17 protein-coding genes are annotated in these 22,414 nt (G+C 62.6%); 5 read left to right on the top strand and 12 right to left on the bottom strand.

The features are described from left to right. Positions 1-77 precede the first annotated feature (77 nt). Positions 78-1,412, top strand: a complete 1,335-nt coding sequence (locus M1E05_RS07530) for a macrolide 2'-phosphotransferase (protein ID WP_461164896.1) — start codon at positions 78-80, stop codon at positions 1,410-1,412. Here the strand turns inward: M1E05_RS07530 and M1E05_RS07525 are convergent. From M1E05_RS07525 to M1E05_RS07515, 3 genes are all read right to left on the bottom strand, one after another. Further along, entirely contained in the window at positions 1,409-5,020 is a 3,612-nt protein-coding gene (locus M1E05_RS07525; protein ID WP_461164895.1) for an ATP-dependent helicase, read from the bottom strand. The two genes, M1E05_RS07530 and M1E05_RS07525, sit on opposite strands and share 4 nt — an antisense overlap. Beyond that, positions 5,017-8,283 carry an ATP-dependent helicase gene (locus M1E05_RS07520; protein WP_461165209.1) on the bottom strand — a complete coding sequence of 1,089 codons (3,267 nt, stop codon included), beginning with the start codon at positions 8,281-8,283 and terminating at the stop codon, positions 5,017-5,019. Before M1E05_RS07520 ends, M1E05_RS07525 begins: the two co-directional genes overlap by 4 nt. Before the next feature lie 179 nt (positions 8,284-8,462). After that, complete coding sequence (locus M1E05_RS07515) at positions 8,463-8,879, bottom strand: MGMT family protein (protein WP_461164894.1); 417 nt, start codon at positions 8,877-8,879, stop codon at positions 8,463-8,465. 95 nt (positions 8,880-8,974) lie between these two features. Between M1E05_RS07515 and M1E05_RS07510 the strand changes: the two genes are divergently transcribed. From M1E05_RS07510 to M1E05_RS07495, 4 genes are all read left to right on the top strand, one after another. Then, positions 8,975-9,685 carry a 3'-5' exonuclease gene (locus M1E05_RS07510; RefSeq protein ID WP_458111455.1) on the top strand — a complete coding sequence of 237 codons (711 nt, stop codon included), beginning with the start codon at positions 8,975-8,977 and terminating at the stop codon, positions 9,683-9,685. A gap of 334 nt (positions 9,686-10,019) precedes the next feature. Next, positions 10,020-11,072 (top strand): methionine ABC transporter ATP-binding protein, encoded by a 1,053-nt coding sequence (locus M1E05_RS07505; RefSeq protein WP_461164893.1) that lies wholly within the window; start codon positions 10,020-10,022, stop codon positions 11,070-11,072. Further along, positions 11,069-11,740, top strand: a complete 672-nt coding sequence (locus M1E05_RS07500; RefSeq protein ID WP_461164892.1) for a methionine ABC transporter permease — start codon at positions 11,069-11,071, stop codon at positions 11,738-11,740. The genes M1E05_RS07505 and M1E05_RS07500 overlap by 4 nt, the downstream gene beginning before the upstream one ends. Before the next feature lie 106 nt (positions 11,741-11,846). Next, positions 11,847-12,689: a MetQ/NlpA family ABC transporter substrate-binding protein gene (locus M1E05_RS07495; protein ID WP_461164891.1), complete on the top strand. Its 843-nt coding sequence runs from the start codon at positions 11,847-11,849 to the stop codon at positions 12,687-12,689. 94 nt (positions 12,690-12,783) lie between these two features. Here M1E05_RS07495 and hemL read toward each other — a convergent pair whose 3' ends face one another. The 9 genes from hemL to hemG all read right to left on the bottom strand — a co-directional run bounded on the left by hemL (position 12,784) and on the right by hemG (position 22,411). Beyond that, the gene (gene hemL / locus M1E05_RS07490; RefSeq protein ID WP_461164890.1) at positions 12,784-14,133 is read right to left on the bottom strand and encodes a glutamate-1-semialdehyde 2,1-aminomutase; all 1,350 of its coding nucleotides are present in this window, start codon (positions 14,131-14,133) and stop codon (positions 12,784-12,786) included. 37 nt (positions 14,134-14,170) lie between these two features. Beyond that, positions 14,171-15,286: an LLM class flavin-dependent oxidoreductase gene (locus M1E05_RS07485; protein ID WP_461164889.1), complete on the bottom strand. Its 1,116-nt coding sequence runs from the start codon at positions 15,284-15,286 to the stop codon at positions 14,171-14,173. Beyond that, positions 15,283-16,266, bottom strand: a complete 984-nt coding sequence (gene hemB, locus M1E05_RS07480; protein ID WP_461164888.1) for a porphobilinogen synthase — start codon at positions 16,264-16,266, stop codon at positions 15,283-15,285. The genes M1E05_RS07485 and hemB overlap by 4 nt, the downstream gene beginning before the upstream one ends. A gap of 11 nt (positions 16,267-16,277) precedes the next feature. Then, positions 16,278-17,183, bottom strand: a complete 906-nt coding sequence (locus tag M1E05_RS07475) for a uroporphyrinogen-III synthase (protein WP_461164887.1) — start codon at positions 17,181-17,183, stop codon at positions 16,278-16,280. A gap of 20 nt (positions 17,184-17,203) precedes the next feature. Further along, the gene (gene hemC, locus M1E05_RS07470; RefSeq protein WP_458111463.1) at positions 17,204-18,202 is read right to left on the bottom strand and encodes a hydroxymethylbilane synthase; all 999 of its coding nucleotides are present in this window, start codon (positions 18,200-18,202) and stop codon (positions 17,204-17,206) included. Continuing rightward, positions 18,199-19,437: a ferrochelatase gene (locus M1E05_RS07465; RefSeq protein ID WP_458111464.1), complete on the bottom strand. Its 1,239-nt coding sequence runs from the start codon at positions 19,435-19,437 to the stop codon at positions 18,199-18,201. The genes hemC and M1E05_RS07465 overlap by 4 nt, the downstream gene beginning before the upstream one ends. Next, positions 19,434-20,135, bottom strand: a complete 702-nt coding sequence (hemQ, locus tag M1E05_RS07460; protein WP_458111465.1) for a hydrogen peroxide-dependent heme synthase — start codon at positions 20,133-20,135, stop codon at positions 19,434-19,436. Before hemQ ends, M1E05_RS07465 begins: the two co-directional genes overlap by 4 nt. A 98-nt stretch (positions 20,136-20,233) precedes the next feature. Then, positions 20,234-20,857 (bottom strand): hypothetical protein, encoded by a 624-nt coding sequence (locus M1E05_RS07455; RefSeq protein ID WP_461164886.1) that lies wholly within the window; start codon positions 20,855-20,857, stop codon positions 20,234-20,236. 99 nt (positions 20,858-20,956) lie between these two features. Beyond that, positions 20,957-22,411, bottom strand: coding sequence for a protoporphyrinogen oxidase (hemG, locus tag M1E05_RS07450; protein ID WP_461164885.1), 1,455 nt, complete (start codon positions 22,409-22,411; stop codon positions 20,957-20,959). Positions 22,412-22,414: the final 3 nt, after the last annotated feature.

Below are 22,414 nucleotides of genomic sequence, written 5' to 3'. Positions count from 1 at the left end.
TCTGTGATTTGTTCCTTATCTCAGGACTCGCCGGACCACATCATTGTCTTGGGCGACTGTCAATCTACCGTGGAACCGTGAGAAGAAAACCGATCGAACTGGCAGCCATAGCAACTGCAGCAGTCCCAGGACTGACTCTTACTGCCGTGTCCTCTGCTCCTGACGATCCGGCGGACTTCGACTCGGCTCTCCTCCTCGACTCTGAGGGAAAACGGTGGAGGGTACGTTCCCCCCGGCATTCAGAGGCAAGCACCCGGCTGGAGACCGAGTTCATGGTGCTGAAGGCTTTTACTCCCGGTATCCGCGCAGAACTCCCCTTCCTGATGCCGACCGTGGCAGGAACGGTCCGGCAAGGCGCCCTCACAACCTTCGTTTACTCACACCTCGCCGGAGCCACCCGGAGCGTGGAGGAACTCAGTGCAGGGTCAGATGAGTTGGCACAGGAAATCGGTTCCGCCCTGGGTGCAATCCATGACCTCCCCCACTCGCTGGTAAGCAATGCTGATTTGCCGACCTACACCCCTAATGAGTTCCGTCAGCGTCGCCTCAACGAGCTGGACCAGGCTGCGACGACAGGAAAAATTCCGTCAGTCCTGCTGCGGCGCTGGGAGCATGCCCTTGAGGATGTTTCGCTCTGGCGGTTCAACCCCTGTGTGGTGCACGGAGACCTGCATGAGGACAATCTCCTGGTGGAGGGACAGCGTGTAACGGCAGTAACAGGCTGGACTGACCTGCGCATCGGGGACCCGGCTGATGACATTGCCTGGCTCGTGGCATCCAACGAGCAGGGCTTCGTGGACGCTGTCCTTCGCCATTACACCAGCGCCCGGCGGGACTCCCCGGACAATCATCTGCTCAGGCGGGCAGCATTGTCAGCGGAATTCGCCTTGGCGCAGTTCCTTGTTAAGGGCGTGGCTTCAGGCGATGAGGGCATGATTTCCGAAGCCGAAGAGATGCTGTCCGCCTTAGCAGGCGACATCGTGGAACATGGCGGGCAGCCCATCAGTGTCGATTCTTTACCCCATCCGGCTGGGACCGCCCCGAGGGCAGAAACGGGGCAAGGAAATGGATTCACGGTTACACCTATCCCCCGTGAGGCTCCCGGTGGCATTGGCGTGGACCAGGCCATCCCGGCCGTTCACGTGACACCGATCCCGGCTGGTGAGCCAACACCAACCAGGGACAGCGCGCCGGTGGTGACCCCTTCGGATGACAGCCTTGGCCATGCCGTCCGGCCCGAAATAGACATGGAGTCTGAGAAGCGCTCGGACCACGTCTCTGCAACTGCGAGTTCCGAAAAGGACCGGGGCGGCAATGATGGAAGCCATGCCGACCCTTCGGAGGGTGGAACGGGCTCGGCCGATGACACCTCCACCGCGGCTCTGAAGATCGTTGACTTGAAAACTTCTTAGGCCGGTCCTTCCGTGCGAGGGGAACTGATCGCTGCCGTGATGATTTTCTCGAGCTGCCCGGCTGAGCCGAGGTCGTGGGGACGGACAATCAGGTTTTCCGACACGTAGTAAAAAGCAGCCCTGACGTCCTCCAGGGGCACCCCCTTCAGCCGGGACCACGCGAGCCGATAGACCGCCAACTGGACTGCCTTGGTCTGAAGCTGGCGGGCAGACGGTGGGCGGCCTGTCTTCCAGTCCACGAGGTCCCACCGTCCGTCGGCATCTTTGAACACGGCGTCGATCCGGCCCCGCACCACGACCTCGCCAATACGGGTTTCTACGGGGATTTCCACATGGACGGGTGCCCTGTTCGCCCACTCGGAGGAACGGAATGTCTCCACCATGCTGTCCAGCCCGTAGGCCTCGTCGATGTGTTCGTCAGATCCTGCGGCCTCGCCAAGATCCAGCATTCCAGCGGTGCCGAAGTACTCCTCCACCCAGGCGTGGAAGGCGGTTCCCTTGCGCGCGGACATCCCCGGCTCTCGAGGGACGGGTCGTCGAAGCCGGGCAAGAACGGCTCCAGGATCGTCATTGAGATCCACCAAAGTCGAAGCAGAAATGTGCCCTGGGAGGTGAACATCCTGAACAGATGAACGTTTAAAGCGACGCTCCAGCAGCATTGCAGCTTCCCTCCTCCAGGAACCCGCAACTCCCCTGAGTTGTTTCTGCTCGGCACTGTGTTGGTTCACGTCACTTTGCTGCTTTACGGCTTCTGGCAGCTTTTCTTCGGTATTCGGATTGACCCCTGCGCTCAGGCCTGCCAGAACGAGGGCAGCGGCCGCCTCCATGTCCTCGCGGCGGCCCGGGACCAGGCTGAGCCGCTTCCGTGTACGCGGATCAATTGGCCCCTCGAGCGGGTCATAAGGCCACTCAGCCACCTCGAGTTCCTGCGTCAAGGGGCTTTGTTCGGGCACAGATGCTTCCTCAATGGAGGAAACGTGCACAACAGCTTGGGCCTTTTGCGATTCCCTTCGGTCCCCACCGCCGTCGCCATCCCCTGTAGGTGACTGCATAAGTGCAGTCAGAGGGGCAAGGTCAGAGAGGAAAGGCGACATCTCGGCCATCCCGGAGCGGGATCCCACCCAGGCCGCACTGGACACCCACAAAACGAACTTTGCCCGTGTATAGGCAACGTAAGCCAGCCTCCGCTCTTCCGCCTCGGAGTGCGTCTGTACGGCAGCCTTGAAGTCTTTTTCCGCTTCAAGCCACCCCTTCTGATCCGGTTGTTCAAGATCCCATTGGGGGAGGTCTGCGTGGTCCCCCCTCAAGGGCCAGGGGAGCGCAGCGCTCCCGCTGCTCCATCGCGAATCACGGTTGCTGGGAAATGAACCGGCGTTCAGGCCCGGAACGAAAACAACATCCCATTCGAGCCCCTTGGACGCATGAACCGTCAGGAGTTGCACCGCTTCATGGTTCACCTCCGGAGGAGCGGCGTCCAAGCCTCCCTCTTCGGCGGCGGCGGCTTCCAGCCAGGCCAGGAACGCAAGGACATCTATCCGCTCTGAGGTGTGCAGAAATCCGACGGCGGCATCATGGAAGGCATCAAGGTTACGCCTGGCCTGATGGATACTGACTCCGGGACGGGCAGCGACCTCGATATCCAACAACATGGCTCGTTCCACTTCCCCGAGCAGGGTTGTCAGGTCATCACCCATGAAGCCACGCAACTGCCTCAACTCAGCCGAGAGCCGCCTCAGCCTGTCCAGGCCCTCATTGCTGATCACTCGCCCGTGTGCCGACACCCACCCGTCCCTTGGCAAACGGTCCAATGCCTCTACAAGGCTGGCGGCATCGGTAAGGTCACCCTCGATCACGGTTACCGAGTCATCTTGTTCAGTGTCCTCCGGAGCAATGGAGCCTTCGTGGGACCTTCGCCGTGCAAGGAATGCCGACCAGTCCCGGAAGGCCATAAGGTCTGCCGGTCCAATCCGCCACCGGGCACCGGCCAGCAAACGCATCAGGGAATCGGAACGCCCAGGGTCTGCCAGAACTCTCAGAGTGGAGACAAGGTCCACGATTTCCGGTGTATCCAGGAGTCCACCGAGACCGATAATTTCGTAGGGTATCCCCCGCACCTCAAACTGCCGGCGGACACATTCCATCTGGGCCCTCCGCCTGCAGAGAACAGCCATGGACGGCGGCACCCTGTCCGCCTGCAACGTCTCCTCAAAGTCCGTTACCCGATATCTCAAAACGTCGCCGGCGATAGCCGCGGCCTCATCCTCGTCCGTGCCGAAGCGCCCAATAACCACTTGTCCGGAAACAGCTGCAGGGCTGGGCTGCAGCGGCGGGACATCGATGGCTGCGCCGGCGCCCCGTTCGCCCGCGGGCCCCTTATGCGCGGCTGCGGCACTGAGGGGAGCTGAAATAACGTTGGCTGCAGCAAGGATGTTCTTTCCGTTGCGCCAGGCTGTGGTCAGATATGAAACAGGCGCCGGCATCCACCGTTCGGCCGGTCCGGCTGTGCTGGATGGCCCGGGGTTAGGTGCAGGCACAGGGAATTCCCGGACGAAGTGGAAGAGCTGCCCAGCGGAGGCGCCCCTGAACCCGTAGATGGATTGGTTGGGATCTCCTACGGCCGTTACGGCATGGCCGTGTCCGAACAGGCGTGAAAACAGCACCAACTGCGCATGTGATGTGTCTTGGAATTCGTCGAGCAGGACCACTTTGTATCGCTCCCGCTCCAGAGCGGCTGCCAGGGGAATGTCTCTCGCCACCCGGGCCGCAAGCGCCACCAGATCTCCGAAGTCCAAAGCGCCCCTGGCCCGCTTCGCCTGTGAGTAGCGTGCCACCATGTCCGCCACGCTCGCCCTCGTCCGCAGCATGGCCTCAAGCTCCTCCACCGCCTGCGTGGCGTTCTTCTTCGCGCCATCGACGTACGGCAAAGCCACAAATTCGGCCACCCGGGCCATGAGCCACTCCTGAACCTCCGCGGGCTCCTGGAGGTGTTCGGCGCATTCTCCCGCCATTTGGATCACGGCCTTCACCAGGGTGGACTTGGCGGCACGGAAGTGAGCGTACTCTCCGTCGAATGCCTCCACCACTTCGCTGGCGAGCTGCCACGCCTGGGCTCCGCCAAGAAGCACAACATCCCGTTCCACCCCAAGGCGGAGGCCGTAGTCCGAGACGATGCCGCTGGCGTAGGAATGGTAGGTCGAGACTTTGGGTTCAAGGGCATCGGCATTCACCAGGCCGGCCGGGAAGATCTGCTGTTGCCTATCCTCCGCGGCAATGCGCTGCAGCACCGTCAACTTGGCCCGGATTCTGCTGGCCAACTCCCCGGCGGCCTTGCGGGTGAAGGTCACCCCGAGTATTTCCTCCGGACTCACCCACCCGTTTGCTACCAGCCAGACCACCCTGTCCGCCATGGTGGCAGTCTTCCCGGAACCCGCCCCCGCAATTACCAGCCTGGGCGATAGCGGGGAGGAGATGATGGCTGACTGTTCTTTTGTAGGACGGTTCTTTTCCCCGAGGAGGGCAGACAATTCCTCCGGGGTAAAGCGGGGCTCCGGCGTCGGTAAGGCTTCCAGGGGCGACGCGGACGCGCTGTGGATCGTCTGGGCGCTCATTGCGTAACCTGCTTTCCGCGGAGACACAGCGGACAGACCTCAGGCAATCTGCAGCCGTGACCGCCATGCCCGCCCTTGGAGGGATCGTGGCGAGCCTCGAACGTACTGCCCGACATTGCGCGGGCAGCCTCCATCACCAGGTCCAACGCCCAGTTACCCGCGGGATCCAAAGCATCCTGTTGCTGAACGGCAGGGCTTTTGCTGCTCGTGCCAAGCTGCGCGAGGATCGCTCCCCCAGGCTGGAGGGCACGCGTCGCGACTCCGTCTCCTGGCGTGATCACGGAGTCGAATCCACCCGCAAGCACGGCCGCCTGATACGCCCCCAGCTGGGGATGACGCCCGACTTCCGCCTTTGCCGGTTGTCGTTTGCCTGTTTTCAGGTCAACCACCACCAACTGGCCCTCGCGATCAATCTCCAGCCGGTCTACTTGGCCACGGAGAATGGCGTAACGTACCGCGTCAGAGGCTTGACCTGCGCCAGCACTGTAGTCCTGGTTGTCACCATTCGCGTTGTCGTCGGGAACCTTTTCACCAGGAACAAGTCCCACCACGTCCGGAAGCTTGACTTCAAAATTCTCTTCGACGCCCAACAGGCTCCGACCTTCGCTCCGCATCACCAACACGTACTGGGCAAGTTTGCGCACCATCGATTCCGCCCGCTGGAAGTCAAGCTTGCCCTCCCAGTTCTCCTTCATTCCGAGTGTGGGCCAGCGGCGCACGAGTTCGGCGAGGTATTCGCCGCCTGAGGCGTCAGGGAGGTCCTGGGCAATCGCATGCACCAGGGTTCCCAGGCTGCGGGCAAAGTCTGTAGCAGGCTCACCTCCAGCAGCCTGGATAAACCAATCCAAGGGCGATTTATGGACCGTTTCCACCTTTGACGGTGACACCGAAACTGTTCCGCCTTCCGGCACTACCGGCCGATCAGACGACAACGGGGCCAGGCCCCACCAGGTATCGGGGTGGGCGCCGGGGACAGGCGGTTCCACCGAGGCCAGCTTCGCGAGGACTCTGGCAGCTTCCTCGGCTTCGGGCGCAAATTTGCCCTGCAGCTGGACGTACTGCCGAAGTTCTGCCACCAAGGCTCGAAGCGTCAGAGGCCGCTCCACGGTGGTGAAACCACGCCTCTCCTGCCCTGGGCGCAAGGGCGAAACGTAGTCGAGAAAGGAGGAGGCCTGTTCGTCCTCAGAGGAAACTGCGGTGCAGATCAACACATTCCGGGCGCGGGATACTGCAGTTGAAAAGCTCCGCAGTTCGTCGTATCTGATTTCATGCAGTCTGCTCAGTGGGCCAAGCTGAAGCGCGTAGTCCACTCCGTGCTCGACGGCGTCCGCGAAAAGAGTGCTCCCCAGCAGTTCGCCGCGTAAGCGCGTATTGGGCCAAACGCCTTCCTGCAAGCCTGCAATGATCACCATTGGCCATTCCCTGCCCGCGGCACTGGCGGGAGTCATAAGCTCAACAGCATCCTCAAGCTGGGCACGGGCAGCGAGCGTGTCCATGGGCAGTTCCTGATTCAACAGGTATTCCAGGAACTGTTCGGGGCCCGAGCCTGGCAGCTGGTCAACAAAACGTTCAGCAGTGTGGAACAGCGCCATCATGGCATCAAGGTCCCGATCCGCGCGGGCACCCGCCGCCCCTCCGTTCAAGGCGGCCTCAGCCCACCTCGATGCCAGCCCCGTGGAACTCCAGAGTGCCCAAAGAACTGTTTCGGCATTCGCCCCCGGTTGTCCGGCAGCATCCCTGCCGGCCTGGATCATGCGGGCCACGCGGCGGGCAGACTGCCCCTCGATACCAAGACTTCCCAGTGCGCCCGGTTCCAGCAGGGCTTCGACCAGGAGAGCGTCGCTGGAACGGCCTCCCCCTCCCAGGATCTCCTCGGAGCGAAGGGCCTGCCGGAGACGCCGCAGCTCGATGGGGGTGGAGCCGCCGATGCGTGAAGTAAGCAGTGACACAGCCGACTCCGGAGTGAGATCGTCTGGCTCCAGCGCTACGGCGTAAGCATCCAGCAGCGGGCGGACAGCAACCTCATCACGGACAGCTGACTCTGCGACCGGAACGCGTACTGGAATCCCCTGCCCCGACAAATAGCGCTGAAGCTGGCTGAGCTGCCCGCCGTTGCGGACAATTACAGCGATATCGCCAAGTTCACGCCCCTCCTTCAATTGCGCTTCGAGAATGCGTTGCGCCACATAGCGGAGTTCGTGAACAGCTGACGGCAGGAGGTGTGCCTCCACCCGTCCGCCGTTTTTCGGACTTTCGCCCTGTTCCAGGCGCCGCGCGGAATCGCCGCCGGCTCGCCGGGATATCCGGGAAGCAACCGATAACCACGCCTGGGCAACGTCGGGACTGTGCCGATGCATGCGGCTGAGAGGACGTTCCAAAACACGTTGACCGCCCGGTGCCAGCAGCTCAGGCAACTCGGCAACAAGGTCGGGGCGGGCACCCCGGAAGCCCTGCACAACTGTGTCCGGGGACGATGCGACGTAGACATCCTTCCCTGCGCCTATGTCAGCGAGCAGTTCGAAAACGGCAGGGTTTGCCTCTTGCATATCATCCACAAGGATGAGCTGAAGACGGTTCCGTTCGGCTGCAAGAAAGTCTGGATGATCCTGGAAGATCTGGCGCGCAGCCGTAATGATGCCTGCAGGATCAAAAGCTTCAGGCATACGCAGGTCCAGCACATCCCGATACTCTGCATAGAGGGCGGCGGCCGCGGTCCAGTCAGGACGGTTGCATTGCACTGCCAGGGCAGCCACGTCTTCCGGCGTCCGCCCCGACTCGATAACGCGGTCGAAAAGCTGCCGGACCTCCTGGCGGAACCCCCTGGTTTCCAACGCAGCGCCGAGATCGCCTGGCCATGGCAGCTCCAAGCCGGGCACCGAGTGGCCCTCCAAAAGTTCCTTGATGATGAGGTCCTGTTCCGGGCCCGAGAGCAGTTTGGGTGGCCTTGGCAGTGGAAGGATGCCTTCCGCCTTGGCCCGCCGGATAACGTCGAATGCATACGAGGCCCAGGTGCGTGACGGTGTGGTACTCAGGCTCCTGTCCAGCCGGGCGGTGAAGCGGTCCCGAAGGGAGTCGGCGGCAAGCCGCCCAGGTGCCAGGATCAGAATTCTCTCGGGATCCACTCCGTCCTGCTCCACGCGCCGGACTGCGGCTTCCACGAGAACGGTGGTCTTTCCGGTCCCCGGGGCTCCAGGGACGAGGACCGGCCCGGAGCCCTGACGAACGGCCACGGCAGCAAGCTGGTCAGGAGACAGTTCCGGGATGCCGTGATGGACTTTTTTGGGCGCAAGGAGCCGGAGGCGTTTAGCCGCAACTTCGGATGAGTGCGTTCCACCGCTGCGCGGTCCAGCTGTTGGTCCCTCAGCCTTGCGGATATCGGCATCTGCTGTTTGACCGTCCGGTGAGGCTGATGCGGCGGATTGCTGGTCCTGGATAGTTGCGGTCACCCAGTCATTCCATCATCCGCCACTGACAATTCGTGAAGCCGGCTCTTAAGGCGGCGGGCAATCTCGTCAATGCGGTCAAAGTCGTTCTCCGAAGGCGCCCAACGTGCAGCCCTGATGTCCACCCGCCAGAGTCCTTCACCCGTCCGCAGGTACTCCTCACCATCCCCGCGCAGGGGAGTCCGCTCTTCGAGGTAGTGCCGGAGGGCTTTACCTTCGAGTCCTGGAGGTGCCTCGCCGCTGGCCCGCAGGACCCTCCACCAGGGAACAGGATTGCCATAGTGGCTCATCACCGCTCCGACTTGTCTCGGGCCACCTGAGCCCAGGAGCTCGGCTACGTCACCGTACGCCAGCACACTGCCTGCCGGAACCAGTTCCACGAGGGCAATGACAGCCTCGACATACTCCGTCCGCATGGCCTCCAGACTAGCTGCTCCCGTCAGCGGGATCGGGTTCCGTCGCCCGGCGCGGCACGCCAAATATTGTCGCTGGCGGCAGGTAGCGTAATGGCATGAGCACCTGGAACACCCGCCCCCGCGCCGCCTTCGATCTTGAAACCACTGGTCGAAACTCACGTGCGGCAAGGATTGTGACAGCCTCAGTTACGCTCGTGGATGCCGGCGGCGAAGTCGTCAGGGAGCACGAATGGCTGGCAGACCCTGGTGTCGAAATCCCCGCAGAGGCCAGCGAGGTACACGGTGTTACCACCGAGCGTGCCCGGACTGAGGGCAGGCCGGCATCGGAAGTCACACGTGAGCTTGCGGAGGTGCTTCAGGAGCTCTTTAACGACGGCGTTCCCGTCATCGCTTTCAACGCAAGCTACGACTTCACGGTGCTTGCTGCAGAATCCGCACGGTACGGCGTTCCGCAACTCACGCGGTTCCCGGTACTCGATCCCTTCATCATGAACAAGCAGGTTGACCGCTACCGGAAGGGCAAGCGCACGCTGACAGCGCTCTGCGAGGAGTACGGCGTGAACCTGGACAATGCCCATACCTCGGCAGCTGATGCCCTTGCCACCCTGCGTGTCCTGGACGCGATGGCGGGCAAGTTTCCCAAACTCAGGATGCCGGCCAGTCAACTGCATCAGCTCCAGGTGGACTGGGCAGCCGCTCAGGCTACCGACTTCCAGAGCTACCTGCGGAAGACAAAACCGGCAGCAGTTATTGAGGGCCAGTGGCCGGTCCTTCCCCCCGAGGATGCCAGCCGCGGGGACTTCTAGTCCGCAGCCTTAGGGCCGGTTCCAAGAAGCTGAATGGTCCTTCTTGTCCCCAGAATCTGGCCTTCGCAACGATATGCCTGGGTTTTCCATGGGACACACATCACAGCCTCATGCCACCCTGCGCATTACAGTTTTGGTTCCCAAGAATTCAGCCGCGGTCTCAATGCATGGTTTCAGCGAATCAGAATTAAGAAACCAAAGCCCACTTATGCGGATATAGCTTGCCTTGGCCGAATTTGATGCGGAATCGACGCCCCTACAGACCCGCTGACATAATTTACTGCAGAAGCGAGCTTGTGCTATGTCCTGCCCGAGCCCTACCGCCTGAGGATAAATGATCACAGTTACCGACCTTCGTAAGGTCTACCGCCAGGGGAAAAAGGAAGTGGTTGCCCTCGACGGCGTCACCCTTTCCGTTCCCAAAGGGTCCATCCATGGCATTATTGGCCATTCCGGCGCCGGAAAATCAACCCTTGTGCGCTGCCTGACCCTCCTGGACCGTCCGACGTCGGGCTCCGTCAGCATTGACGGCACCGAGTTGAGTTCCGTAAGGGACTCCGAAATCCGGACGGCGCGGCGGCGGATCGGCATGGTCTTCCAACATGCGAACCTTATGGACTCCCGCACGGCGGCCGGCAACGTGGCGCACCCACTGGAGCTCGTCAAGACGCCCAAGGACCAAGCCCAGGCGAAGGTTGCCGGGCTCCTGAAGCTCGTGGGCCTCGAGGGGTTCGAGAACGCCTATCCGTCGCAGCTTTCCGGTGGCCAGCGCCAGCGAGTCGGAATCGCCCGGGCACTGGCCTCGGATCCCGACGTCCTTTTGTGCGATGAGCCAACCTCGGCGCTCGATCCCGCCACGACGGACGAGATCCTGGACCTCATCCAGGACCTCACCAAGCGGCTGCAGCTGACCGTACTGATCATCACGCACGAGATGAATGTGGTTAAGCGCGTGTGCGATTCAGTGTCCCTGCTTTTCAAGGGCCGCATCATTGAGCACGGCGCCCTGCAGGACGTCGCCGGAGATCTGGAAAGCAAGCTGGCGCGCGCCCTCCTGCCGCTGCCGCCGTCGGAATCCTTCCGGGGTTCCCTCGAGGACGGACCTGTACTGGAAATCCTCTTCGCCGGAGACAGCGCCAAGGAACCCGTCATCACCGGCGTCGCCCGGCATTTCGACATCGACCTGAACGTCCTTGCCGGCAGTGTTGAAACGCTGGGAGGCCAGCAGTTCGGGCATCTCCGCGTGCAACTTGCCGGGAACGCCGATTCCGGCGCCGTACTGGACTATCTGCACGCCCGCGGGATCAGCGCCAAGCTCGCCGCTCCCGAAGCCTCCATTCAGTCCGAAGCCCCGCTGCAGTACCAAGCGACAGGAGAGAAGAAGTGAACGAAATCTTCGGCAACCCTGTACTCGTGAAGGCGCTTCCCGAGGCCATCGTGGAAACGCTCCAAATGGTCGGGATCTCAGCTTTCTTCACGGTGCTGATTGGCCTGCCCCTTGGTGTCTTCCTGCACGTGACGGCCCCCGGCGGCCTCCGTCCCATGCCCGTCACAAACCGGGTGATGAGTGACGTCATCGTCAACATCACCCGTTCCATCCCGTTTGCGATCCTGATGGTGGCGCTTATCCCGCTTGCCAGGCTGCTGACCGGTACGAGCCTGGGCCCAGTGGCGGCATCCGTGTCACTGTCCATAGGGACGATTCCGTTTTTTGCCCGCCTGGTTGAAACATGCCTGCGCGATGTCCACATCGGAAAAATCGATGCTGCCCAGGTTATGGGATCCACCACCATGCAGGTCATCAACAAAGTTATGCTGCGTGAATCACTTCCGGCGCTCGTGGCCGCGACCACCACCACCGTTGTCACCCTGGTGGGATATTCAGCCATGGCCGGCCTTGTTGGCGGCGGCGGACTGGGCAAACTGGCGTACAACTACGGCTTCCAGCGCTTCGACGTCACGGTCATGATCGTCACCATCGTCCTCATCATCGTCCTGGTCCAGATCATCCAGCTCCTGGGCGAATGGGCCGCCCGGAGCCTCGATCACCGCTAGGCCCAAAGATCACTGCAGCGGTAACCACGGCTGCATTTATGCCGGAGCGCGTTAGGGGTAACAGTCCTGCCTGCGCGCTCCCAGCTATTCGAAAGGAACGCATCAAATGCGTAAGTCACTCACCCTCCTGGCATCAGGTATCGCCACCGCATTGGCGTTGACCGCTTGCGGTGGTTCAACCACCTCCAGCTCCGAGGTCAAGGAACTTGACCCGGCAAACCCGGTCACCCTCACGGTGGGAGCGAGCCCCGTTCCCCACGCCAGGATTCTCGAATTCGTGAATGCTGAGCTCGCTCCGAAGGCCGGTCTCAAGCTGGACATCAAGGAAATCGAGGATTACCAGACCCCCAACACCGCGTTGAGCGATGGGTCCCTGGACACCAACTTCTACCAGCACCTGCCGTGGTACGAGGACCAGGTGAAAACCAAGGGTTACGACTTCGCCCACGGTGAAGGCGTCCACATTGAGCCTTATGCCGCCTTCTCGGAGAAGGTCAAGGACGTCAAGGACATCGGCGACGGCGCCAAGGTTGCCATCACCAACGACCCCTCCAACCAGGTGCGCGCGCTCAAGGTGCTGCAGGTTGCCGGCTTGGTCGAAGACATCAAGGATGACTCCTCAGTGTTGACTTTGACGGACGCCCAAAACCCGAAGAAGCTGAAGTTCTCGGAAAACCAGCCGGAACTGCTGATCAGTGACCTCAAGGATCCGTCGGTGGATCTCGCCCTGATCAACGGCAACTTCATCCTCAAGGCCGGGCTCAGCACGAAGGACGCCTTGGCTGTCGAATCCACGGACAGCAATCCTTACGCCAACTTCCTCGCGTGGCGCGCCGAGTCCAAGGATGACGCGCGCATCAAGAAGCTCGATGAGCTCCTGCACTCCCCTGAGGTGAAGGCCTTCATCGAGAAGGAATGGCCTAACGGGGACGTGACTCCGGCCTTCTGAGCCGCCGGAGTTTGAGCGTCACACCCTAAAATCACTTTGGCACCCGCTACAGCGGGTGCCAAAGATTTTTAAGAAGCTCTGCTTCGGACGGAAGCTAGACGTTGAGGCTGACAGGAGCCTTCGCTGCTGCGGCAGCCTGGGCAGCTGCCGGAAGCGCGTCGAAAATCCTGTTCATCGCAGTGTCGTCATGGGCAGCTGAAAGGAACCAGGCCTCAAAGACCGACGGCGGCAGATAGACCCCCGAAGCCAGCATCGAGTGGAAGAAGGGTGCGTAGCGGAAGGTTTCCTGCGCCTGCGCCTCCTCGTAGTTGGTGACTCCATTCGCTGACGTTCCAAAGGCCAGCGAGAAGAGATTGCCGGCCCGTTGAATGGAATGGTCCACCCCGGCCGCGTCCAAGGCCGAGGTCAGGGCTGCAGAAAGCTCCAGCGAGCGCGCATCCACATAGGAGTACACCTCCGCCGTCGCAAGGGTCAGAGTGGCAACTCCGGCAGCCATGGCGACGGGATTACCGGACAGGGTACCGGCCTGGTAGACGGGGCCAGTAGGAGCCAGATAATCCATGACGTCAGCACGTCCGCCAAGCGCCGCCGTCGGCATTCCTCCGCCGATTACTTTTCCAAAGGTCAGCAGGTCCGGGCTCCAGGGCTCAACCGCTCCCGCTGCTCCGCCGGTGAGGCCCCAGTACCCCGAATACCCGGTGCGGAAGCCTGTGAGGACCTCATCGAGGATCAGCAGCGCCCCGTGTTGGGTGGTGATCCGGGAAAGACCCTCGTTGAATCCGGGTCCGGGAGTCACCACGCCCATATTGGCCGGCGCCGCCTCAGTGATCACGGCCGCGATGTTCGGACCGTGCTTGGCAAAGGCAGCCTCGACGGCTCCAAGATCGTTGTACGGCAGGACCAGCGTTTCGGCTGCAGTTGCGGCCGTCACGCCTGCTGATCCAGGCAGGGCGAGGGTCGCCAGGCCCGAACCGGCCGCAGCCAGCAGTCCATCAAGGTGCCCGTGGTAGCAGCCCGCAAACTTGATCACCAGGTTGCGGCCTGTAAATCCGCGGGCCAGCCGGATGGCGGTCATTGTGGCCTCGGTGCCGGTGGATACCATCCTCACCCGCTCCACTGCGGACACACGTTCCTTGACGATCGCTGCAAGGTTGGCTTCATCCGGCGTTGAGGCGCCGAAGGACAATCCCCGGTCCACTGCGGCGTGGACGGCCTCGAGAACGGCAGGGTGGGCGTGACCCAGGAGTGCCGGTCCCCAGGAGCAAACCAGATCCACATACTCGTTGCCGTCTGCGTCGGTCAGGTAGGGCCCCTGTGCCGAGACCATAAAGCGGGGTGTGCCGCCCACCGATCCGAAGGCGCGGACGGGAGAATTCACGCCGCCCGGCATGAGCTGCCGTGCGCGGTCAAAGAGTGCCTCGTTGCGAGGGGTGCTGGAAATCATGGTCCTATTCTTTCAGTTCGGGGCAGCGGGTTCGGAGTCACTGGTTCGTCTGCTGCGGAGCCAGGGAGGCTGCCGCGGCAGCTTTCGAGAGCAGCTGGGCCACTCGGGGAGCCACAACCGTGCCGAACAGTTCAATCGAGCGCATCATGGCGGGGTGCGGCAAAGAACCGCTGCTGTATTTAAGGTCGAAGCGGTCCACCCCCAGGTTCCTTTTCAGCAGGGCGATCTTCTGCGCCACAGTCTCGGGCGAGCCGACGTACAAGGCACCTTCGGGTGTACACATGGCGTCAAACTCCCGCCTGCTGCCCGGCCCCCAGCCACGCTCTGAGCCGATGCGGTTGCGGAGATCCAGCCAGTGCGGGAAGTACTCGTCCCGCGCTTCCTCATCGGTGCCGGCGATGTGGCCCGGCGAATGCGTGGCGATTTGTCGCATTTGATGCCCGTACTTGGCCATCGCCTCCCGGTACAGGCCAACCAGCGGCGCGAATGAGCGGGGTTCACCGCCAATGATGGCGAAGATGATTGGATAGCCGTATTCTGCGCAGCGAAGGACGGACTCGGGTGTTCCCCCAACCCCGATCCAGGTTGGGAGGAGATGATGCTCAAGCGGCGGGTAGACCCTGAGGCCCTTAACCGGAGGCCTGGTCCGCCCCTCCCAATGAACGGGTTCCTGCGAACGGACCTTGTCGAAGAGCTCAACTTTTTCTTCAAAGAGGAGGTCGTAGTCGGCGAGATCCAGTCCGAAGAGCGGAAAGGATTCGATGAAAGAACCCCGACCCAACATCACTTCAGCCCGCCCGTTGGAGATGGCGTCTACTGTCGAGAAACGCTGGAAGACCCGGATCGGGTCATCAGAACTGAGGACGGTCACGGCCGACCCCAGCCTGATCTCCTTCGTTCGGGCAGCAGCGGCCGCAAGGAAGACCTCGGGGGCCGAGACCGCATAATCCTTGCGGTGGTGCTCTCCCACTCCAAAGGCATGAAGTCCGACGGCGTCCGCCAGTTCCGCTTGTTCCAGCACCTGCCGCAGCACCTGGGCGTGCGGAACCGGGTGACCATCGGGGTACACTCCGACATCACCGAAAGTGTTCAGGCCCAGAAGAATCCGCTCCGGCCCAACAGGGGCAGTCGGATCAGCTTTATCGATGGTCATCGGGACTCCTTCAGCCAGCCTGCGAGCTCAGCTGCCCAGTAGGTCAAAACCATGTTGGCTCCGGCGCGCTTGATTCCCAGTACTGACTCGGTGATGGCCGCCTGCCGGTCGATCCAGCCGTTGGCCGCTGCCGCTTCAATCATCGAGTACTCGCCCGAGATCTGATACGCGGCAACGGGAACCGGGCTCATCCCAGCGACGTCGGCAAGGATGTCCAGGTAGCTCATGGCGGGCTTCACCATCACGACGTCGGCACCTTCAGCCAGGTCCAGCTCCACTTCCCGGATGGCTTCCCGCCGGTTGGCAGCGTCCATCTGGTAGGTGCGGCGGTCGCCCTTGAGCTGTGAGTCCACGGCCTCACGGAACGGCCCGTAAAAGGCGGAGGCATATTTGGCCGCATAGGCAACCACCGCAGTGTTGGTGTGTCCGGCCGTTTCGAGCGCCTGCCGGATGGCTGCAATCTGCCCGTCCATCATTCCCGAGGGCCCGAGCATGTGGGCGCCGGCGTCAGCCTGGGCCACCGCCATCTTCGCGTAGATTTCCAGTGTCGCGTCATTATCGACATAGCCCGAAGCGTCCAGGACACCGCAATGTCCGTGGTCGGTAAATTCATCGAGGCAGACGTCGCTCATGACCACCAGCTCATCGCCGATTTCAGACCTGACATCCCGGATCGCCTTGTTAAGGACTCCATTCGGATCCAGGGACGCACTTCCCTCTGCATCCCGTTCGGACGGGATGCCGAACAGCATGATGCCCCCCAATCCCAGCTCTGCTGCTTCGGCGGCCGCCCGCTTGAGGGAACCGGTAGTGTGTTGCACCACTCCTGGCATGGACGCGATGGGGTTGGGCTCGGACAGCCCTTCCCTGATGAAGGCTGGAAGGATCAGCTCCGCCGGTGCGAGGCGGTGTTCGGCCGTCATCCTTCGCATGGCCGGGGTGGTGCGCAGCCGGCGTGGTCGTTGATTCGGGAAGCTCATGCTGTGGTCCTTCACGTGTCGGTGGAGAGGGCGTCGGTGATGGCTTGAACCAGACCCTCGGTGGTGGGCGCATTCGCCGTGGCCGCCACGGGCAGTCCTACGGACTCCGCCTGAGCGGCCGTGGAAGGTCCAATTGCTACCAAGCGGCAATCGCCCAAGGGCCGCAAAGCTGAGTGGATGCGCACGACGGCGCTGGGGGAAGCAGCCACTACGGCGTGTAGCCTGCCCTCGGCCAACTGGGCTTTCGCCGTCGCCGGCGTCAGTGCGGCGGGGGAAGGCAGTCCGGATTCCCCTGTGCCGGTGCCAATCCGTGCGGCCAGGGAACGGCCGGGATCTGCAGGGTAGTCCACCGTCCGGTAAGACGTTACGGCCTGCACCCTGGCTCCCCGCGACTGCATCCCCCGGGCAAGTGCGGGATCGGCAAGGTCAGCCTGGGGCAGGAACACCATGCCTTGATCGGGAGGCCAGATGTCCAAAAGCCCAGACGCGGACTGCTGATCCTCCGCGGGCAGGAGATCCACGTGGAGCCCTTTGGCGAGCAGGGCGTCACGGGACCGGGTACCGACAGCGGCAACCCGCACAGAGCCGGGAACCCAATGCCGGAGGTCAGTTCCCCGCTCCGCCGCCTTAATTTCCAAGGCCAGCAGCGTCGTCGTGCTCGTGATAACAAGCCATTGGTAAGCTCCCGCGCCCAACGCGTCGAAAACAACGTCAAGGGAGTGCTGGTCGCTGGCGAGTTCGAAGTCGATCAGGGGCAGTACGAGGGGCTCTGCGCCCAGATCCCGCAGTGCGGCGGCCAGGGGCCCCGCACGGTCAGCGCTGCGGGCAATCAGGATCCGTGCTCCTTCGAGCGGCCTTTCACCCGAACGTGAGCCAAGCACACTGCCTGGTGTGGACTCCGCGCTGTGCCGTCCCATTCTGCTGGATGCTGTCCGGCTCAGGAAGCAGCCAGATCGGCAATGTCGGCTGCGCCCTGGCCAAGGAGGATCTCGGCGAGTTCTATGCCCAGCAGCGTCGCTCCTACCTCGGTCAGTCCGTCGGTTGCGCGTTGATCCCGTACCGCAGCGGTGCCGTCCACCGCGCAGACCACAGCCTCGAGGTACAGCATGCTCCCTTTTCGGTAGGCGTAGGCCCCAACCGGCGCGGCACAGCCCGCTTCCAGCCGGGCCAGCAGGGCCCGTTCTGCCGTCACCGCAAGGCGGGTATCGGCGTCGTCCAGTGCCGCGAGTGACTGGGCGAGGACGCCCCGTGATCCTTCGTTGGACCCTGGCCTTGGCGGGGCATCGGCGATACGGCATTCAATGGCCAGCGCTCCCTGCCCCGCGGCCGGAAGCATAATATCCGTTTCGAGGTATTCACTGACCGCGTCCAGCCGGCCGATTCTTTCCAGACCCGCAGCGGCGAGGACGACGGCGTCGAGATCGCAGGACTTCCCGCTGACGACGGCGTCAGTTGTGTTGCCCGGCAAACCCGGGACACGCCCCAAACGCGTGTCCACGTTGCCGCGGATGTCGACGATTTCAAGATCAGGCCGGGCGGCCCGAAGTTGGGCGGCGCGACGAGGGGAGCCTGTTCCGACGCTGGCCCCCTTGGGCAGATCTGCCAATTTGAGGCCATCCCGGGCGCACAGGACATCACGGACGTCAACGCGCTTGGGAGTGGCAGCAAGAGCCAGGCCGGGTGTTCCTCCTGTGGGCAGGTCCTTGAGGGAGTGCACAGCTACGTCGCAGGCCTCACGGAGGAGGGCATCACGCAAGGCGGCTACGAAGACACCGGTTCCTCCCATCTGCGAGAGCGAGCCTGTCAGGACGTCGCCCTCGGTCTTGATGTGCACGAGCTCAACGGTAAATCCCCCGACGGCGGCGAGCTGGTCTGCTGTCTGCTGCGTCTGGGTGAGGGCCAGTTTGCTGGCCCTTGTACCGATCCGTACCGTCATGGCGCCACCCGCTCGGAAGGGTAAGGATCGTGCCCTTTACCTACTGTGGTGTCGGCTCCGGCGATGGTTGGCTTCTCGCCGCGGAAGTTGGCGCAGCAGCCGGGACGGCACACGTCATACCAGGGGCCCAGCTGCGTCAGCGCGGGGCGATCCTTGATGTTGTTGCTTGCAGTCCGCTCACAAATCAGGTCCACGAGGCCTTTGACGAACTTCCGGTGGGTACCGGGCGTCGGAACGCGCGTGGCCGTTAGTCCGAGATTGAAGCATGTCTCCATGGCTTCGGTGTCGAGGTCCCAGACCACTTCCATGTGGTCACTGACGAAGCCGAGGGGAACAATCACAATGCCTTTGATACCCGTTTCGGCGAGTTCTTCGATGGCGTCGTTGATGTCCGGCTCCAGCCAGGGCACATGGGGAGCTCCCGAGCGGGACTGATAGACAAGCGACCAGGGTGCCGTTTGTCCGCTCTGTGATTCCACCCGGCGCATCACTTCCGCACCCGTTGCCAGATGCTGTGCCACATAGGCGGAATCTTCCGCAAAGTGACGGGGCTCGTCCGCCGAGCGGCCCGCTGCCTCCGCGTCGCGGGTGGGGATGGAGTGTGTGGCGAACAGGATATGGACGGGAGCATCGGGGGTTCCCGCAGCGGCCAGCCGTGCCCGGACATCTGCGAGCCCGGCGGCTGTTCCTTCGATAAAAGGCTCGACAAACCCGGGGTGGTCGAAATACTGGCGGACCTTGTCCACCTCGAGCTTGCCATCCAGGCCGGTTTCCGTCAGGGCCATGCCGATGTCCTCGCGGTACTGGCGGCAACTCGAGTAAGACGAATAAGCGCTCGTGGTGATCATCAGCAGCCGGCGGTGGCCGGCGTCATACGCATCCTGGAGAGTCTGCGGAATGTACGGATCCCAGTTGCGGTTTCCCCAGATCACCGGAAGGCTGATGCCACGGGCTGCCAGTTCCGCCTCCAGCGCTGCTTTCAGCTCACGGTTTTGCTGGTTGATCGGGCTGATCCCGCCGTTGGCCCGGTAATGGTGTGAGACTTCCTCGAGCCGCTCGTCCGGAATTCCGCGGCCGCGCGTGACATTTCGGAGGAACGGGATGACGTCGTCTTGCCCTTCCGGACCACCGAACGAAGCGAGCAGGAGGCCGTCGTACTCTTTCGGCTCCATGCGGCCCGCTTCCGTGACCACGTTCACTGCTGTCAGCTCATCCTGGGGATCGAGTTGGTTCACGAAAGGACCTCGGCAATCTCTGCAGGGGAAATCCGCCGCCCGGTGTAGAAGGGGATTTCCTCGCGGACGTGGTTCCGTGCTTCGGTAGCGCGCAAGTGGCGCATCAGGTCCACGAGGTCAACGAGCTCCGGAGCTTCGAGGCCGAGAATCCATTCCCAGTCGCCAAGGGCGAAGGAGGAGACGGTGTTTGAGATGACCTGGGGGAATTCACGCCCCAGCATTCCGTGGTCGCGCAGCATCTTGCCGCGCTCGGCCTCGGGCAGCAGGTACCACTCGTAGGAGCGGACGAACGGGTATACGCAGAGCCACTCGGCCGGCTCCACACCACGGGAGAAAGCAGGGGTGTGGTTCTTGGCGAACTCGGCTTCACGGTGCACGCCCATGGCCGACCAGGCGATCTCGGTGCCGGCGAAGAGCTTGCTGCGGCGGATGGACCGCACGCCCTGCTGAAGTGCTTCGGGACTTGATCCATGGAGCCACACCATTACGTCAGCTTCCGCGCGCATTGCTGACACATCGTAGCTGCCGCGCAGCGTCACACCGTCGTCGCCAAGTCGCGTAACAAGAGCCTCGAAGTCAGTAGCAGCATCACCGCTGCGCAGGACGTCCGCAGAGCGCTTGAATACCGTCCAGAGAGTGAAAAACTGCTCTGTTGATTCTTCGGTTTTGGTGACAGATTCGGCAGAAGTGTGGCTCATGGGTACAAGTCTGCCCCCTGCTGGCGGGTAAGTCGAAACAGATGACTTCTACAGCACGTAGAAGTGGTGCAAATCACAAACAAGCCGCATTTTGTGGTTCATACCCTGCGTAACCTGAGAAAAATAACTGCCGCAATACCGGATAAAAGAACCAGTCCAATGCCCCACAAAAGCAGCCGGGAAGCCTCGGCCTGATCAACGTTTGCCACCTGCTCCATGGGCTGCTTTTCGGTGGTGCTGCCTTGGGCCTGGACCTCTCCGTACGAAGGATTCTGAGTGGCCTGGCCGTAGACGGAACCAGTAGCTGCAGGCGACGGGGAGGACAAAGCCTCCTCAGTTACGCCAGAAACAGAGGCAGCGCCGTCCTGGTCAGGGTGGACAGGCTCAGCGGCCGGCGGGGCAGGTTGTGCCGTGGGAGATTCAGCCGGTACTGTACGGGGTTTTCCACCCTTCGGCTCCTGCGAAGATGGCGGCGCGGGAGTACCCTTGGCGTCGGACGGAAGCCGGGTGTCTGAGGAATCAGTTGTCACCGTGGGCGACTCCATGGGAGCAGAAGATATTGCCGAGGACTGGGTCGTCGGGACCGCGACGACCGCGTTGGAGGCAGGGGTGCCTGCGACGAAAACCAGAACCGCTCCGAGCAAGGCTGCTGCCGTACCGCGTCGAAGACCCCCATGGAAACCAGTCAGCGTCCTGAAAATGATGGACCTCTGAATAACCATAGTTAACGACCCTAACGACTGAAGGCGGACTATGGGAATTTGCAGTGATCCAATGATTGTGGACGACGGCGGAATCCGACCCTCCGCTGGAGGATTGCCTTAGCGTCGGGACACGAGTGCCCGGACCTGCTTCGGAGTGTCTGCTACGACCGCGGCAAGTCCATTGCCCGAGAGCCAGCCGCCCACCATCGCGAGGTTCCCGGTTGCGGCACAGATGGACCTGATAACGTCCACGCGGTGCTTGTGGCCCACCGACGCGAACGGCAGCGAGCCTGGCCACCGCACGACGTCCCAGTCCAACACGTCCTTTTCGGTGATGCTTACACCCAGCAGGGCGGAAGCATCATCAAGGGCTGCCCTCAAGAGTTGCTGATCGGCTGCGGCGGCATCCCTCCTGCCGTCAGAAGCATCGTCAGCGGCATCCCCGCTGCGACCATAGGACAACCTGAGGACATGGGTTCCGGGACCCGCCTTGGCTGCCAGCCACTCCCACTTTGCGGTCGCATGGGTGAGCGCCTTGGCCTGAATTCCCGGCGTCTGGGGTGCCACCAGGACGCCGGTGCCCCTGGGTTTTCTATCCAGCTCGGGAAAATCCAGCACCACGGTCACCAGCCGGATGTCAGGGCCTTCCGCAGGTCTGTGGCTTGCCAAAGCAGGAAGCTCCGCAGCCAGGAGTGACACCGCCGAGGGACCGTCAAGGGCAACCACAAGCACTTCGCAATCAAGGGCGCGGCCAGGCCCGGAAACCCGCCATCCCGCCGAAGTGCGTGTCACGGCCTCAGCTCGGACACCGGCTTCCAGGTGCACGCCCCTGGACTCAAGATCCTGGACAAGAGCCGTGACCAGGGTATTCATTCCGTCGCGGAGTCCCGCTACGGCAGACCCGGCTTTCACCCGCTCCCGTGTAGCGCCTGCATTGCGCTGGGCGGCCACAGCAGCCGCCAGTGAACCGTGCTTGCGGACACCTTCCCGAAGCCCGGGGGCCACCACATCGACGTCGAGCAAGCCCGGATTGGCGGAGTGAACCCCTCCCACTACAGGCTCCACAAGCCGTTCCAAAACCCTGCGCCCCATCCTGGCCCGTACCAAGGAGGAGACGCTGGCGACGTCCTTCGAGGTTCCCAACCACGCTGGCAGCCACGCGTCCATGGATGCGCGGAGGGCGCCCAGCAAGCCAAGGGACCTGCGGACCTCCGGGTCCCATGGGGACGCCGGAATACCAAGAATTCCCGTTTTGGGGAGTTCTCGGGGACCATCAGGCAACTGCACCCAGGCCCCGGACGGATCAGGGGACACGATGTTTCCCGCCAGGCCCAATTCTGCGGCCAGGTCCGCCACCGCCGAGGAGCGGGTAGCGAACGATTCCGCTCCGCTGTCCAGTTCCAGGCCTGCAACAACGTGCCTGCCGACACAACCACCCCATGAATCACCGGCTTCCAGCACTGTCACTTCGAAGCCAGCCTTGGCGAGTTCGCGTGCGGCAAGGAGGCCGGACATTCCGCCGCCCACCACCGCTGCAGTTCGGTTGGAACGGCTTTCCTGAGCTGCTGCCATGGC

It is taken from the genome of Arthrobacter sp. R4-81 (genome assembly GCF_054792365.1).
This window is presented reverse-complemented; position numbering and strand designations above follow the sequence as displayed.